General features: G+C 58.9%; 13 protein-coding genes. 4 read left to right on the forward strand and 9 right to left on the reverse strand.

Going from position 1 to position 15,587, the window contains the following annotated elements; translation table 11 throughout:
- Positions 1-3 precede the first annotated feature (3 nt).
- Both V8J85_RS12485 and V8J85_RS12490 read left to right on the forward strand, forming a co-directional pair.
- A complete protein-coding gene (locus V8J85_RS12485; protein ID WP_339954079.1) occupies positions 4-1,653 on the forward strand; it encodes a sensor histidine kinase in 1,650 nt (549 codons plus the stop codon).
- Positions 1,634-3,193, forward strand: coding sequence for a phospholipase D family protein (locus V8J85_RS12490; RefSeq protein WP_339954080.1), 1,560 nt, complete (start codon positions 1,634-1,636; stop codon positions 3,191-3,193). Before V8J85_RS12485 ends, V8J85_RS12490 begins: the two co-directional genes overlap by 20 nt.
- A 54-nt stretch (positions 3,194-3,247) precedes the next feature.
- On the opposite strand, the gene V8J85_RS12495 is transcribed toward V8J85_RS12490, so the two are convergent.
- Positions 3,248-3,436, reverse strand: a complete 189-nt coding sequence (locus V8J85_RS12495) for a PLDc N-terminal domain-containing protein (RefSeq protein WP_339954081.1) — start codon at positions 3,434-3,436, stop codon at positions 3,248-3,250.
- Positions 3,437-3,566: 130 nt separating this feature from the next.
- Here V8J85_RS12495 and V8J85_RS12500 point away from each other — a divergent pair, with 130 nt between their 5' ends.
- Positions 3,567-5,969 carry a ligase-associated DNA damage response DEXH box helicase gene (locus tag V8J85_RS12500; protein ID WP_339954082.1) on the forward strand — a complete coding sequence of 801 codons (2,403 nt, stop codon included), beginning with the start codon at positions 3,567-3,569 and terminating at the stop codon, positions 5,967-5,969.
- A 32-nt stretch (positions 5,970-6,001) separates the two neighbouring features.
- Positions 6,002-6,685: a ligase-associated DNA damage response endonuclease PdeM gene (pdeM, locus tag V8J85_RS12505; protein WP_339954083.1), complete on the forward strand. Its 684-nt coding sequence runs from the start codon at positions 6,002-6,004 to the stop codon at positions 6,683-6,685.
- Here pdeM and V8J85_RS12510 read toward each other — a convergent pair.
- The 8 genes from V8J85_RS12510 to ybgF form a co-directional block, all read right to left on the reverse strand.
- On the reverse strand, positions 6,639-7,379 hold the full coding sequence (locus tag V8J85_RS12510) for a LytTR family DNA-binding domain-containing protein (RefSeq protein ID WP_339954084.1): 741 nt from the start codon (positions 7,377-7,379) through the stop codon (positions 6,639-6,641). The genes pdeM and V8J85_RS12510 overlap by 47 nt on opposite strands.
- A gap of 73 nt (positions 7,380-7,452) precedes the next feature.
- Positions 7,453-8,346, reverse strand: a complete 894-nt coding sequence (gene folD / locus V8J85_RS12515) for a bifunctional methylenetetrahydrofolate dehydrogenase/methenyltetrahydrofolate cyclohydrolase FolD (RefSeq protein WP_339954191.1) — start codon at positions 8,344-8,346, stop codon at positions 7,453-7,455.
- 94 nt (positions 8,347-8,440) lie between these two features.
- Positions 8,441-10,117, reverse strand: coding sequence for a formate--tetrahydrofolate ligase (locus tag V8J85_RS12520; protein ID WP_339954085.1), 1,677 nt, complete (start codon positions 10,115-10,117; stop codon positions 8,441-8,443).
- A 139-nt stretch (positions 10,118-10,256) separates the two neighbouring features.
- Positions 10,257-10,835 carry an MOSC domain-containing protein gene (locus V8J85_RS12525; RefSeq protein WP_339954086.1) on the reverse strand — a complete coding sequence of 193 codons (579 nt, stop codon included), beginning with the start codon at positions 10,833-10,835 and terminating at the stop codon, positions 10,257-10,259.
- A 61-nt stretch (positions 10,836-10,896) separates the two neighbouring features.
- Positions 10,897-11,376 (reverse strand): hypothetical protein, encoded by a 480-nt coding sequence (locus tag V8J85_RS12530; RefSeq protein WP_339954087.1) that lies wholly within the window; start codon positions 11,374-11,376, stop codon positions 10,897-10,899.
- Positions 11,377-11,501: 125 nt separating this feature from the next.
- A complete protein-coding gene (gene ftsH / locus V8J85_RS12535; RefSeq protein ID WP_445285901.1) occupies positions 11,502-13,418 on the reverse strand; it encodes an ATP-dependent zinc metalloprotease FtsH in 1,917 nt (638 codons plus the stop codon).
- An 84-nt stretch (positions 13,419-13,502) separates the two neighbouring features.
- A complete protein-coding gene (gene tilS, locus V8J85_RS12540; RefSeq protein WP_339954088.1) occupies positions 13,503-14,765 on the reverse strand; it encodes a tRNA lysidine(34) synthetase TilS in 1,263 nt (420 codons plus the stop codon).
- Positions 14,756-15,580 (reverse strand): tol-pal system protein YbgF, encoded by an 825-nt coding sequence (ybgF, locus tag V8J85_RS12545; RefSeq protein ID WP_339954089.1) that lies wholly within the window; start codon positions 15,578-15,580, stop codon positions 14,756-14,758. Before ybgF ends, tilS begins: the two co-directional genes overlap by 10 nt.
- Positions 15,581-15,587 lie beyond the last annotated feature (7 nt).

A 15,587-nucleotide genomic window follows, 5' to 3' on the forward strand; every position in this document is an offset into this window, starting at 1 on the left:
CTGATGACGTTGGCGCTGCTCCCGATTGGATCGGTCGCCATCTTTCAGACGAACCGGGTCGCGGACGAGGCAGAGCGGAACGCAGAACTGGCCCTTCTCGCGCTGACTGAACGGGCGGCGCGGACCGAACGGCTGCTGATCGAAGGCGCCTTTGTCGCGGCGCGCTTTCTGGCCGAAAATGCACAGGATTTCATCGCAAACCCGCGGGAATGCACGTCCGAAATGCAGCGTTTTGTGGCCAGCAACCCATCCTACAGTTTTGCCGGGCTTCTGCCTGTGTCGGGTCTGATGACCTGCGCCTCGAACGGGCAAACTTTTGATTTCTCGGAGTTTCCGGATTTTGACGAAAACATAGCGGCGCAGCAGCCCAGTATCACCGTCAATGCAGATGCCCCGATGAGCGGTAAATCGGTTTTTATCATTTCGTATCCCTACGAAATCGACGGCCGTTTTGGCGGCTTCGTCTCTGTGTCCATCCCGCACGATTTGCTGAATCGGGATCGCAGCGAACTGCTCGCTATGGGTCTCGAGGATCTGTTGACCTTCAACGACGAAGGGTTGGTGCTGACATCACGAACGGATCAGGGGGTTGTCCAGCAGTTATTGCCCGCGACCGAACCGCTGCAGGCCCTTGCCGCGGAAACCGGTCGGGCGTTTCAGGACCGATCGAACGGGGGCGACCTGTTCACCTACACCGTGGTGCAGATCGAGGGCAGCCCAGCCGGCGTGATCGGCGTCTGGCGCTCCAATGACCCGTTGGACACCATTTTGAGCAACCTGATCATCCCCGGACTTTTTCCGGTGCTGATGTGGCTCGCCAGTATCACCGTCGCCATGCTTGCCATCTATACGCTCGTCACGCGGCACGTCTTGCGCCTGCGCCGCGCCATGGATGCCTTTTCCGATGACCGAAAGAACGTGCTGGCCCTGCATGACGGCCCGATGCCCAACGAATTGCGCGCACTGCACGAGAATTTCACCCGGATGACGGGCGAATTGCTGCAGGACGAAGCACGTCTGGAAGACGCCCTGCAAGACAAAAGCGTCCTGCTGAAAGAGGTTCACCATCGGGTCAAAAACAACCTGCAGCTGATTTCATCGATCATGAATATGCAGATCCGCAACGCGGAACATGACGAGACGAAATTTGTTCTGTCGCGGGTGCAGGATCGGGTCCTCAGCCTCGCCACCATCCACCGCGACCTTTACCAATCCCAGCATGGTGGGCTGGTGGATGTCGGTGCTTTGGTGTCAGAGATTGTCGAAAAATCGGTCGAGCTCGTGATCCAAGACGCCAACGACGTGCGCGTGGATACTCGGATCGAAAAGGTCATGCTGTATCCCGATCAGGCGGTCCCGCTGTCGCTGATGGTCTCGGAAGCGATGACCAATGTCTTGAAGTACCTTGGTGAAGGTGAAACACCATGGATCAAGGTCGATCTGACCAGGGACGGTAATGCCTGCAAACTGGTCGTGGCGAATTCCGTCGGTGCACATGGCAATGCGGAAAGCACCGGCCTTGGCGCACAGTTGATCAATGCCTTCTCCATCCAGTTGGGCAGTACCGTCGATATCGACCAACAGCCCGGCAGCTACACCATGACGGTCGATTTCAAGGCGAAGGAATTCGAAGATGAACGCCGGGACTACTGATCATCAACGTGACGATGAAAAGCATTTCGAGGTTCTTCTGACCGCGGAAGAGGCTTACCCAGCCTTGGAAAAACTCTTTCTCGATGCGCGCGAAAGCATCCTGGCCGGTTTCCGAATCTTCGATCCCGCGACCAAGCTACGGTCTGACAAGGCGCGCAGGATCGGTCACACTTGGTCGGATTTGATCACGCACACGCTGGATCGCGGCGTGAAAATCCATATCAACCTCAGCGATTTCGACCCGACTGTTCGACCATCTTTGCATGCCTATACCGGCCAATGTGTCCAGGACTGGCATAAGGCAGCCGCGGGTTCGTCCGCTGCGGAAAATCTGAAGGTATTCCGGCTCTGGCATCCGGCCCGCGTCGGCATGCTGCCCCGGCTTTTTCTTTGGCCGCGCCTGATTGGTGAAATCAACGATCAACTGGGACGATTGCAACAAATGTCCTCTGCGCAACGTGACGCCTTTCTTGATCATGCGCCGGGTTTTCGCAGATTGATCCGCAAGCATGATGACCGTTGGGTGGCCCGAAAGTTTCCCCCACCACCGCTTGCGCCGGTCAGCCATCACCAAAAGTTGGCCGTTTTCGACGATCGGCTGCTCTATATCGGCGGGTTGGATGTAAACGAACGCCGCTACGATACACTGGATCATGACCGGCCTGCGGAACAAACCTGGCATGATACGCAACTTATCATGGATGGCCCTATCGTGACGGAAGCGGCAACCCATCTACGCGAATTTCAGGCGATCACGGCGGGCGGCACTCCATCCAAAACACGACACCTGTTGCGGACGATTTCCCAAAGGCGCCGTTTCGCAATGCCGTTTTTGTCGCCAAAACCGTGCCTTACTGAACTGGCCGATGCGCACTATGACAGGATCGAAAAAGCGGAAAAGCTGATATATCTCGAAACGCAATTCTTGCGTGATACCGATTTGGCCAAGGCATTGGCTAAGCGCGGGCGGGATCATCCAAAGCTGACACTCATCGTTGTCTTGCCCGCCGCACCAGAAGATATCGCTTTCGAAAATGAACCGGGCAGCGATGCCGCTTATGGTGAACATCTTCAGGTGGCATGTCTTAAGACGCTGCGTGATGCTTTCGGGCCGCGTGCCTTGTTCTGTGCACCTGCGCAAATGCGTTCGGCGACCGACGATAGCCGCGCTTCGCATTATCGCGCACCGCTGATCTATCTACACGCCAAAGTCTCCATTTTCGACGATCATAGCGCCATCGTGTCATCGGGCAATCTTAACGGGCGCAGTATGTCATGGGATACGGAAGCCGGGCTCGCGTTGGACGATAACTGGCAGGTGGAAACTCTGCGCAATCGCTGTTTTAGAAATTGGCTTGGAAACGATGTAGATCAGGCACCTTACGGGCTGACGACAGCTTGTGATGCGTGGTCACGCATCGCTACACGAAATGCGCAGCTTATGCCCGAGCAGCGACCTAACAGCATCCTGCCATACGCCCTTGAAACCGCAGCACAGGACGCCCGCATCCTGCCGGGCGTCCCGAAAGAAATGGTTTGATCGACGAAGCACCCCAATCGCGGCACGTTCGTCAGAATCCATCCATGGCGTCGATCAGGCAAAGCCTTTCTGACCGCGTGGTCCGGTGATGAGCCATATGATGAAACCGATGATAGGCAATACCAGAACAAGCAGTATCCAAAGCACTTTTGAACCTGTCGACGCGCCAGAGCCGATGATCGACACGATTGCCCAAATATTCAGCGCCAAAACGATCAATCCGCCAAAACCTGCATATTCCATCTTACGATCTCCCGTTTGTGTATGTCGTAACCAAAACAAATCGGTGATTGAAAAGTTCCCGTTTTTCTCACCATGGCGCGATCCGTAAGGTGGGTCTTGACCCGCCCCCCACAAAGGTCACCTTACGCGCATGACCGCCCTCCCCCCCACCTTCCAGCAATGGTTCGACCGCCGTGGCTGGGACATCCACCCTCATCAACAGCAAATGCTCGACCGCGCCGATGCTCCTGCGCTTCTGCTGATCGCACCCACCGGCGGCGGCAAAACACTCGCCGGGTTCCTGCCCAGCCTCGTCGAACTCAGCGAAGGTAAGCATCAAGGCCTGCACACGCTCTACGTCTCACCGCTCAAGGCCCTCGCCGCTGACATCAAACGCAACCTGAGCACGCCCGTCGACGAAATGAACCTGCCCATCCGGATCGAGGACCGCACGGGCGACACCTCTTACACCCAGAAACGCCGCCAGCGCGCCGACCCGCCGCATATCCTGCTCACAACGCCTGAATCCCTCGCCCTACTCACCAGCTACGAAGACGCGCCACACATCTTCGCCGGGCTGGAACGGGTCATAATCGATGAAATCCATGCCCTGTCGGAAAGCAAACGCGGCGATCAACTGATGCTCGCCATCAGCCGCCTGCAATCGCTCGCGCCCAACCTGCGCCGGGTCGGTCTGTCAGCGACGGTGGAAGACCCCGCCGCCATCGCCCGCGAACTCGCCCGCAATCCCGACCCGTGCCCAATCCTCATGGCCGATCCGGGGCCTGATCCGGACATCAGCATGCTGGTGACCGAGGAAAAACCACCCTGGTCCGGCGGCGGCGCCAAATACGCGATCCCGCAGGTCCTCGAACAGGTCAAACAGCACAAGACCACACTCATCTTCCATAACACCCGCGCCCAGGCCGAGATATTTTTCCACAATCTCTGGCTCGCCAACACCGACGACCTGCCCATCGGCATCCACCACGGCAGCCTCGCCCGTGAACAGCGTGAGCGGGTCGAAAGCGCCATGGTCAACGGCGACCTGCGCGCCATCGTCTGCACCGGCAGCCTCGATCTGGGGATCGATTGGGGCGACGTGGACCTTGTCATCCAAATCGGCGCGCCTAAAAACGTCAAACGGCTCGTCCAGCGAATCGGACGCGCCAACCACCGCTACAATGCGCCCTCCAAAGCCATTCTCGTCCCCGCCAACCGGTTTGAAATCGTCGAATGTGTCGCCGCGTTAGAGGCGGTCAAGGAACACGACCTCGACGGCGACCCCAAAGGCCCCGGCCCCCGCGACGTGCTGTGCCAGCACATCCTGATCCGTGCCTGCGCCGGACGTTTCGACGCCGACCTGCTATTCGAAGAAGTCCGCAGCGTCGGCGCCTTCAGAACCCTCAGCCGTCCCGAATTCGACGATTGCCTCGAATTCTGCGCCACCGGCGGCTACGCCCTGCGCGCCTATGACAAATGGAAACGGCTCCTGCAAAAGGACGGCCTCTGGCAACTCCGCGACCCTCGCGCGGCCCAGCGCATCCGCATGAATATTGGCACGATCCAGGACACCGACACGCTGAAGGTGCGGCTCAAACGCGGCTTCAAACCGCTCGGCGAGGTCGAAGAAGGCTTCGCCGCCACCCTCACCCCCGGCGATACATTCCTGATCGGCGGCGAAGTCGTCCGCTACGAAGGCCTCAAGGAAATGACGGTCGAGGTCACACGCCGGGGCGACAAAACCCCGAAGGTAGCGACCTTTATGGGCACCAAATTCGCCAATTCCACGCAACTGTCCCACCGCATCCTGCGCAACTTCCAGCAGGATTCATGGCCAGACCTCCCCGACCACACCGCCGAATGGCTCACCCTGCAGCGCGAGGTGTCCAAACTCCCCGAGGCCGACCGCATCCTGGTCGAAAGTTTCAGTTTCGAGCAATGGGAATATACCTGCGCTTACGGCTTTGCCGGGCGGAACGCGATGCAAACGCTCGGCATGCTCCTGACCCAGCGGATGGAGGAACTGAACCTGCACCCCATGGGTTTCGTCGCCACCGACTACGCCACCCTGATCTGGGGGCTAGATCGCGTCGAAGAACCCGCTCCCCTTTTCCGCGCCCCCGACCTGCGGGACGGGTTTGAAAACTGGCTCGGCGGCAATGCGGTGATGAAGAAAACCTTCCGCGGCTGCGCAACCATCGCAGGCCTCATCGAACGCAACCTGCCGCAAGCGCGCAAATCCGGGCGGCAGGCGACGTTTTCGTCCGATATCCTTTACGATACGCTCGCAAAATACGACCCCGACCACCTGATGCTGCAGATCACCCGGGAAGAGGCCATGCGCGGCCTGGTCGATTTCGGGCGAATCGAGGAAATGCTCGCCCGTACCGCCGGCCGCGTCGATCACGTCACAACCAACCGGATCACACCCCTCGCTGCCCCCCTCTTCCTTGAAGTCGGACGCGTCCCCGTCAAAGGCGCCGGGCAAGAGCGGTTGATGGAAGAAGCCGCCAATCGCATGATGGAAAACGCAGGACTCAGCACCATTTGACATCGCCAGCGCGATCACCCAAAGAACAGACCATGAACAGCCATACTTTCGATCTTTGCGGCACGACCTGCACCGCGCTCCCCACCGGCGCGCTCTGGTTGCCTGATCACGATACCCTCTGCGTCTCCGACCTGCATCTTGGCAAATCCGACCGCATCGCCCGGCGCAGCGGGGTCATGCTGCCCCCCTACGAGGTGCAGGAAACGCTGCAAAAACTCGAAACCGACATCACCGCAACCAAACCCAAAACGGTCATCTGCCTCGGCGACAGCTTCGACGATCTGGACGCCGCGCAAAGCATCACTGACGACATGCAAAACTGGCTACGTACCATGCAGGCCGGGCGCAAGTGGATCTGGATTGAAGGCAACCATGATCCCGGCCCGGTCGACCTCGGTGGAACGCACCGACATGATATCACGCTTGGCACGCTCACCTTCCGACACATCGCGACAGGTCAAAAAGGCGAAGTCTCGGGCCACTACCATCCCAAATACATGGTTGCAGGGCGGTCCCGTCCGGCTTTCCTCTACGACAAATGCCACCTGATCCTGCCCGCCTACGGCGCCTATACCGGCGGTCTGTCCGCCCACGCGCCCGATCTGCGGAAACTCTTCGACGCCCATCCGATGGCCATCCTGACCGGCACCAAAGCCATCCCCGTCCCGGTCACAAAAACCCGGCCGCCACCACGTCGTCCCGGTAGGTTCGGCTGACCGGCACCTTGGCTCCATCCGCGAGCATCAAATAATCTTTGTTTTTCTCGCGGGCCGCGCGGCTGACATGGGCAGTAGCGACCCAATGGGACCGATGGGTGCAAAACCCGGGCAGGCCATCCATTTCGGCGATCGCGTCCGACAGCCGCATCAACAGCCTATGCCGCGTTCCATCATCCAGAAAAACCTCGACATAATGATCATCGACCGTCAGGCGCATGACAGAGCCGGTCACATCATCCGGCAAACGATCGTAAAGACGGGGACGCGGCACATGCTCTTCGACATCGCGGGTCATGGCATAAACCAACGCAGACAGGATCACGGATAGGCCAAACACATTCCCGGCAAAAAACAGAAAGCCGGCGGCATTGCGCAAATCCGGTGAGAAAAGGGCGCTGTAGGCCCAAACGACCGGGGCAAAAAGGCCGGCGAACGTCAATGTATTCAGCACATACCAACGGGCTGACCCGGTTCTGACCGCAAAAACCGCAATGATCCAGCTTGATAGCCGCACGAAAATGTTCGCACCCAGAATGACCGGAACCCAATAAAGAATACGCACCGGCAGACTTAGCGCGTCAAAGCTGCCGAACGGCCCGATGAAGGCCATGATCGCGCCCAGACCCAGCAACAAAGTCCAGACTGGCTCGGGCCCGAGATACACAATCGCCTTGCTGAAAAACCGCCGCATAACATGCGCTTAGCCGACGGGCGCACACGAAACAACCCTTGGTCATACGGTGCGGATCAACTCTCGTTCAGGATCAGGCCGTCAACCCCTGCGGTTCGGCTAAGCCGTTGGCACGGCAACATGCGGTCACTGTATTTGCCAGAAGGCAGGCAATGGTCATCGGGCCGACACCACCGGGCACAGGCGTGATCGCACCCGCAACAGCGGCGCAACCGGCATAATCCACGTCGCCGACCAGACGGGTCCCGCCCTCCGGCTTCTCGATACGGTTGATCCCGACATCGATCACCGTCGCACCAGGCTTGATCCAATCACCGGGCACCATTTGCGGGCGACCAACGGCCGCCACAACGATATCTGCCTGCCGCACAACACCGGGTAAATCCGCGGTCCGACTATGCGCGATCGTCACCGTACAGCTATCGCCCAACAAAAGCTGCGCCATCGGCTTGCCCACGATATTGGACCGACCGATCACAACGGCATTCATGCCTGACAAAGACCCGTGGTGATCGCGCAGCATCATCAGACAGCCCAGCGGCGTGCACGGCACCATGCTTCTCTGCCCGGTCCCCAGCAAGCCCACATTCGAGATATGAAAGCCATCCACATCCTTGGCCGGATCGATGCTGTTGATCACCAGATCACTGTCCAGATGATCCGGCAATGGCAACTGCACCAATATCCCATGCACGTTCGGGTCAGCGTTCAACCGATCGATCAGCGCCAGCAAATCCGCCTCCGACGTCGTAACGTCCAGCTTATGTTCGAACGAAGCCATACCAACTTCAACGGTCTGCTTGCCCTTGTTGCGCACATAAACCTGGCTCGCCGGATCCTCCCCCACCAGCACCACCGCCAGCCCAGGAACCAACCCATGTTCATCCTTGAGCCGGCTCACATGTTCCGCCACCTGCCCGCGCACCTTCGCTGCGAAGGCTTTTCCGTCAATCACTATCGCCGTCATCACATTCTTCTTTTGTTCAAAAATACCTCCGCCGGAGGCAAATGGGAGGGTGGGTGGGGCGACGGCGTAGCCGAGCGTCGCCCCACCCGAACAATCAAAACAGGCCTTCGATCTCACCCGCTTCATTCAGCATAATCGCTTCGGCGGACGGGATCCTTGGCAGCCCGGGCATCGTCATGATCTCCCCACAAATCGCCACGATGAAACCAGCACCGGCACTCAACCGGACTTCGCGAACCGGCACGGCATGGCCGGTCGGCGCACCGCGCAGGTTCGGATCGGTGGTAAAGCTGTACTGGGTCTTCGCCATGCAGACGGGCAGATTGCCATAACCCTGCTCTTCCCACTGACGCAGCTGATCACGAATTTTCGTATCCGCGATCACCTCATCCGCACGATAAATACGTTTGGCGATCGTATCGATCTTGTCGAACAGGCCCATCTCGTCGGGATAGATCGGCGCGAAATTCGCCTCACCCGCCTCCGCGATCTCGGCAACACGGGTCGCAAGGTCCCTGGTCCCTTCGGACCCGTGCGCCCAATGCTTGCACAATATCGCCTCGGACCCTTGGGTCGCCACATAGGCTTTTACAGCCTCAACCTCGGCGTCGGTATCGGTGACGAAGTGGTTGATCGCCACGACGACCGGCACGCCAAAGCCTCTCACGTTCTCGATATGCCGCCCCAGATTGGCACAGCCTGCATTCACCGCATCGACATTCTCGGCACCCAGATCGGCCTTCGCCACGCCACCATTCATCTTCATCGCGCGCACGGTCGCCACGACAACCACACAAGACGGCGCGAGGCCCGCCTTCCGGCACTTGATGTTCATGAATTTCTCGGCACCCAGATCGGCCCCGAACCCGGCCTCTGTCACCACGTAATCCGCCAGCTTCAATGCCGTCGTCGTCGCCGTGACCGAATTGCACCCATGCGCGATATTCGCGAACGGACCACCATGCACAAAGGCGGGGTTGTTCTCCAGTGTCTGGACAAGGTTCGGCTGCATCGCGTCCTTCAACAGCACGGTCATCGCACCATCCGCCTTGATATCACGACAATACACGGGCGACCGATCCCGGCGGTACGCGACGATGATATCACCCAGCCGCTTTTGCAGATCGTCCAGATTACGCGCCAGACACAGGATCGCCATGACCTCGGAGGCCACAGTGATGTCAAACCCAGCCTCACGCGGGAAACCATTCGCGACACCCCCCAAAGACGTCGTGATCTGCCGCAAGGCCCGGTCATTCATATCCAGCACGCGGCGCCAGACTACGCGACGGATATCGATCTCGAGCGCGTTGCCCCAATAGATATGGTTGTCGATCATCGCCGAAAGCAGATTATGGGCCGAGGTGATCGCGTGGAAATCGCCTGTGAAATGCAGGTTCATGTCCTCCATCGGGACAACCTGGGCATAGCCGCCACCGGCCGCGCCACCTTTCATCCCAAAGCATGGGCCAAGCGATGCCTCACGGATACAAATCGCAGCGTTCTTGCCGATCGCGTTCAGCCCATCACCCAGACCAACAGTCGTGGTGGTCTTCCCCTCGCCCGCAGGCGTCGGGTTGATTGCCGTCACAAGGATCAGCTTGCCATCTTTACGATCCTGCACGCTATCGATCAAACGCTGGCTCACCTTCGCCTTGTCATGGCCGTAAGGCAGCAGATCATCGCTTTCGATTCCCAGCTTCGCACCAATCTCTTGAATAGGCCGCTTTGAAGCGGCACGCGCGATCTCGATATCCGACTTGTATTCCATGAAAATTTCCCTGTTGCAGGCCGATGCCATTCCTGTTCACACCGCTTCTAACGCCGGGGCAAGCCACGGCTTGCCGTGATTGCGACATTTTCGCCCACGGAATCGGCGACATGCGACACCGTCGTTTCGGATCAGAAACCTACGGGCGCCACGGGCGCTGGTCGGGAATATGCAAACGCACCGCGTCACCGACCCTGACACGGCCTTCCCGCTCGACCCATGCCGTGACACCCCGGCGATCCTTGGCCGCGGCTTTGAAACGATCGCCCTTCCCCGGATGATCCGCATTGATGCCTTTCGCGGGCAGATGACAGGGCCGATTCTCCATATCCACGACGATCGCCGACCCATCCTGAAACTGCAGCCGCGACGACGGTGGAACATGCGTGAAATCCGGGATCCCCTTCACGACCAGCGAAGCACCTGCATATGCGGGGTTCAGATGGTCCAGACCGCATTCCGCCGCGATTGCATCCAGCTCCTCGGCTGACAGAACCGTCAGCTGACGCACATTGCGAATTTCAGTGCCTTCGGGATACTGGCTGCGCACCCGGACGCAGGCCCCCCGGGTCACACCCCCATGCGCCTCCTCCGGTATCCCCGCATAGGTCAAGTCAGCCTGCGTCATCGGGACCGAACTCAAAGCCGCCGCGCGATCTTTCACAGCGCCGATCCAAACAACTTCGCCGACAATATCCGTAGGTTTCAGGGCAGGCATCGTGATATCTCCGTTGCAATACAGCAATGGCTAATCGACCGGCAATCCAAGTGCAATCTGATCAGTCCACCTGACACGTGGTGATCCACTCCGATGGTACGACATTGCGCACCGCGTTTTCCTGCAACAGGTATGGTGCCATGTCGCGATAGCTCCACCGGTAAAACCGGCAGCCCTTCATCAGAACCGCATGAAGATGGAACTGATCATCGCGCGGTGTGTTGCGAAGTGACCAGAGTATGGAATTCTGAGACACGCGGTCCGGCTGAAATGCTGCAATCGCGGACCTTCGCTGCGAGTCCGCGGTCAGGCAGATCAAACCGACCGCGATGACCGGTGCCGCGCACATAAACGCTGCATGACCGAGTCGGCGTTCAGCAACCAATGCAGTTACAAAACCGCCCAGAACAGCAGTTGCCTGCAAAACACGCCAGCTTGTTGGATAAGCAGCGCCAGTCACCAACAACAATGTCGGGCGACGAAGCGGGCTGATGAACCAAAGCGCCAGAACACCAAAGGTCAACCAATATACAAACCGCATCACGTTTCCCGTCGGCGAAACAACCGCCTCAAATCGTGAAGCCGGCAGGTGCAGATCATCATAGGCAAATGTGCAAAAAGGCCGCCAACGAAAAACGCCGCCCCGAGGGACGGCGTTTTATCAAATCAGGTAGACGGTTCCGGCTCCATCCCGCCATCGCTTTCGCGCGGCGGCTTCTTCAGCTTCGTCTTCGGGATCGACGTCACCGAAGGTGTCCCGCCCGAGCTGTCGTCAGCGTCATCGTCGTTTACGTGCGGTGGCTCACCGGCGATCACGCGCTTGATCTCATCGCCTGTCAGGGTTTCGTATTCCAGCAGGCCCTGCGCCAAACGCTCGAACTCTTCGTTCTTTTCCAGAATGATATCGCGCGCCCGCTCATAGCCTTGCTGGATAAAGCTGCGCACTTCTTCCTCGATCATCTCTTTGGTGCTGGCAGAGACGGACAGACCTGCCGTGTTCCCCTGATAACCCTCATGCGCCTCGGCATAGTCGATATTGCCAACCTTCTCAGACATCCCCCAACGCAGCACCATCGCACGGGCCAACTGGCTGGCCTGCTGGATATCACCGGCGGGACCGTTCGACACCTGATCATCGCCATATTTGATGATCTCAGCCGCTTTACCCGCCATCGTCATGGCAAGCCGCTGATGGCATTCATCCTTGAACATGTTCAGACGGTCCATCTCGGGCAGGCTCATCACCATACCCAAGGCACCGCCGCGCGGAATGATCGTCGCCTTATACACCGGATCACATTTCGGTAAACTGATCCCGACGATCGCATGGCCTGCTTCGTGATAGGCCGTCATCTCTTTCTGTTCGGCGGTCATGACCATGGACCTGCGCTCGGCGCCCATCATCACCTTGTCCTTGGCCTGTTCGAAGTCGATCATCGTCACGAACCGGCGTCCGACACGGGCAGCCATCAGCGCAGCCTCGTTCACGAGGTTCGCCAGATCGGCACCCGAGAACCCCGGTGAACCACGGGCAATGATCCGCAGATCAACATCAGGCCCCAAGGGGATTTTGCGCGCATGCACGCCCAAAATCTTCTCGCGCCCTTTGATATCCGGGTTCGGCACCGTGACCTGGCGGTCAAAACGGCCCGGACGCAGTAGGGCCGGGTCAAGCACATCACGACGGTTCGTCGCGGCGACAATGATGACCCCTTCATTCGCCTCGAACCCGTCCATCTCGACCAGCAACTGGTTCAGCGTCTGCTCCCGCTCGTCATTCCCGCCGCCATAACCAGCACCACGCGAACGACCCACAGCATCAATCTCGTCGATAAACACAATACAAGGCGCATTTTTCTTCGCCTGCTCGAACATGTCACGCACACGTGACGCCCCCACACCCACGAACATTTCGACAAAGTCAGAGCCGGAGATGGTGAAAAACGGCACACCCGCCTCACCCGCAATCGCGCGGGCCAGCAGCGTTTTACCGGTACCCGGAGGGCCGACCAGCAGCGCACCCTTCGGAATTTTACCGCCAAGGCGCGAGAATTTTTGCGGATTCCGCAAGAACTCCACGATCTCTTCCAGCTCTTCCTTGGCTTCATCGATGCCCGCCACGTCATCAAACGTCACGCGCCCATGCTTTTCGGTCAGCAGCTTCGCGCGCGACTTGCCAAAGCCCATCGCACCACCTTTGCCACCACCCTGCATGCGGTTCATGAAGTAGATCCAGACACCGATCAGCAGCAAGAAAGGCAATAAGCTGATCATAAACGACTGAAAGAATGACGTTTCCTGGCTGCGCGCCTCAACAGGAACGCCAGCTTCGATCAGCAGGTCCGTCACCTCGGCGTCCTGCGGCATGATCGTCGTGAACTCGCGCCCACCTTCAGAATAACGCACGTTCTCACCATCGATCACCACGCGCGTCACCTGCCCGTCTTCGACGGCAGCCACGAACTCGGAATAGTTGCGGCTGTCGCTGCCGGCCGATCCCGGAGGTCCGCTGAACAAGTTGAACAGCGCCAGCACCATAAGGAACAGGACGACCCAAAAGACCATGTTACGCGCGTTGCCCAAGGGAGACTCCTCTGAAATGGGGAAATGAGACGACAGAGTCGCCGCATAAGCGTTTCATCTAAAATAGTCGCAAAACCTTAATCTTCAATGCGCAAACGCCACGTCATGAAAATCCGCGACAATACGCGCTGTCCATCCGTTGGTGAGGCCCGCAATGGGGGCGGCGATCAACTCATCACCGCGCCAAATGGCGGGTGACGCCATGAGCGAGGTTCGTGGCAGACCAGCCTCACGCCAGTCCGGGCATTTCACGATGCCTTCACCCAAGGCCTTTACCCGCAATCCAAATTCAACGGGGCCCTTCAACGCCCAGCGCCCATCCCAAACCGCATCCCGATCATCGTGTGGATTCTCAGAAGGGCCAATAAAACCTCCCGCAGCGGCTGCCTCACGTGCAATCCGGATTTTACCCCCACCTTCCGGCGTTAGAAGACACCCGGAAAGCGTTGCGGTCTGTCCGGAATTGACCTGCGCCACAATCTCGATCAAGCGTGCGAATCTTGGACGGTGCACTTGCCCGGCGATCCACCCCAGACCAGCGGCCATCACCCTGCGCGGCAGATCCATGGACGTCAGGTCAACCGCTTCACCGAAAAAAACCAGATCGCTCTTGTCTTGATGAACATACTTCTGCGCAAAATCCTTCGCGGCGATCTGCAATGACGTTCTGGCTGCCTGCATGTGGTCCACGCTTTGCAACACGCGCTCACGGGTCAGGCCTAGATTCGAAAGATCGGCTAGCATCTGTCTTGCGCGCGCACGGTCAAAGGTCTGGTCGTCGTTGCTGGGGTCATCGCGCCACTCAATACGATGTGTACGCAGCCAGTTGCGCAACGCGGCACGCGGCACATTCAGAAGCGGCCGCACGATCCTGACACCTTGACGTTCCGAAACAGGTGACATGGAAGCAAGACCATCAACACCGGATCCTCTGCCAAGTCTCATCAGAAACGTTTCGACTTGATCATCCTGTGTATGCCCCAAAAGGATTGCAGGATTACCCCAGCGGCGCGCCCATTTGGCCATCTCCTCGAATCTCGCATCCCGGGCAGCAGCCTGCAGATTGCCCTTCCCATCCCACTGCCAGTAAACGGTGTTGTGTCGGATACCCAACCGCTTGGCCTGCAGCCCAACGAATTCGCATTCTTCTGCAGCTTCCGCGCGCAGGCCGTGATTGATGGTCAAAACCAGTATGCGGTCACGCGGCATACTCTTGGCCGCCAAATGCATCATGGCGATGGAGTCGCCGCCGCCCGATACACCCAGAATAACCGGTTGGTCGCGCTCTTCTAAATCAACGCTGTCGATAGCCTGCCGGAAAGCAATCTCTGGATCGTCTACTGACATCCCAGCTTTTGCATCTCAGCCTGCGCATCCGCCACTGCCGGGTTACCCGGAAAACGCACATCCACCTCGGCCAGCGTCAAACACGCATCCTGCGTCTGTCCGATCGCGCCCAGCGACGCCCCCAACTTGAACAACGCATCCGGCGCCTTCGCCCCCGTCGGATCACCTGAAAATGCGGCGAGGTAAGCACGCGCTGCCTCGGTCATATCGCCCAGACCTTCCAGCGCTTCACCGCGCAGATACTCTGCATCCGCCGTCAGCGGACTACCGGGGTAGGTCGTGCCAAAGGACGCAAGCTGGTCAGCGGCGCTGCGAAAGTCACCGGCGGCGAGCGCCTCCTGCGCCCGCTCGATATCGCCCTGTTCGCCAACGGCCAGGGCGGGGCCGTCTGTCTGCGGTGCGGGCGTCGGCGCGACCACGCCGGTTCCACCCGGAACCTCACCGCCCAAGGACGGCGTATCGCCCAGATCGGCGATATCACAACTATCTTCCAATTCGCACAGACGAAACTCCAGATCGCCGATGCGGTTCGTACCATCGACGGTGATGCTGTTGACGCGGAACTCCAGCTGTTCCGTCTTGGACGTCAGCCGCTGCAACTCCGCCTCGATCGCGTTCAGACGGTCAAGCGGCGTGTTCCCGGCCACACCGGTATTCACACCGCCCGTCGTTGACAGCTCGCGCCGCAGACGCTGCACATCCACATACAGCACAGTCAGTTGTTGCCTGATATCCGCCAGCGTTTCCTCTTGTTGCGCGGCCCCGGGTAACGGGGCCAGTAAAACGGCACAAATGGCGGCAACACGATACAACATGTTCGGT

It is taken from the genome of Yoonia sp. 2307UL14-13 (assembly GCF_037572755.1).
In the GTDB taxonomy this organism is placed as follows: Bacteria; Pseudomonadota; Alphaproteobacteria; order Rhodobacterales; family Rhodobacteraceae; genus Yoonia.

Excerpts from the sequence above, each read along its gene's own strand:
- V8J85_RS12485 (WP_339954079.1), top strand. The coding sequence starts at position 4 with ATGACGTTGGCGCTGCTCCCGATTGGATCGGTCGCCATCTTTCAGACG.
- V8J85_RS12490 (WP_339954080.1), top strand. The coding sequence starts at position 1,634 with ATGAACGCCGGGACTACTGATCATCAACGTGACGATGAAAAGCATTTC.
- V8J85_RS12495 (WP_339954081.1), bottom strand. The coding sequence starts at position 3,436 with ATGGAATATGCAGGTTTTGGCGGATTGATCGTTTTGGCGCTGAATATT.
- V8J85_RS12500 (WP_339954082.1), top strand. The coding sequence starts at position 3,567 with ATGACCGCCCTCCCCCCCACCTTCCAGCAATGGTTCGACCGCCGTGGC.
- pdeM (WP_339954083.1), top strand. The coding sequence starts at position 6,002 with ATGAACAGCCATACTTTCGATCTTTGCGGCACGACCTGCACCGCGCTC.
- V8J85_RS12510 (WP_339954084.1), bottom strand. The coding sequence starts at position 7,379 with ATGCGGCGGTTTTTCAGCAAGGCGATTGTGTATCTCGGGCCCGAGCCA.
- folD (WP_339954191.1), bottom strand. The coding sequence starts at position 8,346 with ATGACGGCGATAGTGATTGACGGAAAAGCCTTCGCAGCGAAGGTGCGC.
- V8J85_RS12520 (WP_339954085.1), bottom strand. The coding sequence starts at position 10,117 with ATGGAATACAAGTCGGATATCGAGATCGCGCGTGCCGCTTCAAAGCGG.
- V8J85_RS12525 (WP_339954086.1), bottom strand. The coding sequence starts at position 10,835 with ATGCCTGCCCTGAAACCTACGGATATTGTCGGCGAAGTTGTTTGGATC.
- V8J85_RS12530 (WP_339954087.1), bottom strand. The coding sequence starts at position 11,376 with ATGCGGTTTGTATATTGGTTGACCTTTGGTGTTCTGGCGCTTTGGTTC.
- tilS (WP_339954088.1), bottom strand. The coding sequence starts at position 14,765 with ATGTCAGTAGACGATCCAGAGATTGCTTTCCGGCAGGCTATCGACAGC.
- ybgF (WP_339954089.1), bottom strand. The coding sequence starts at position 15,580 with ATGTTGTATCGTGTTGCCGCCATTTGTGCCGTTTTACTGGCCCCGTTA.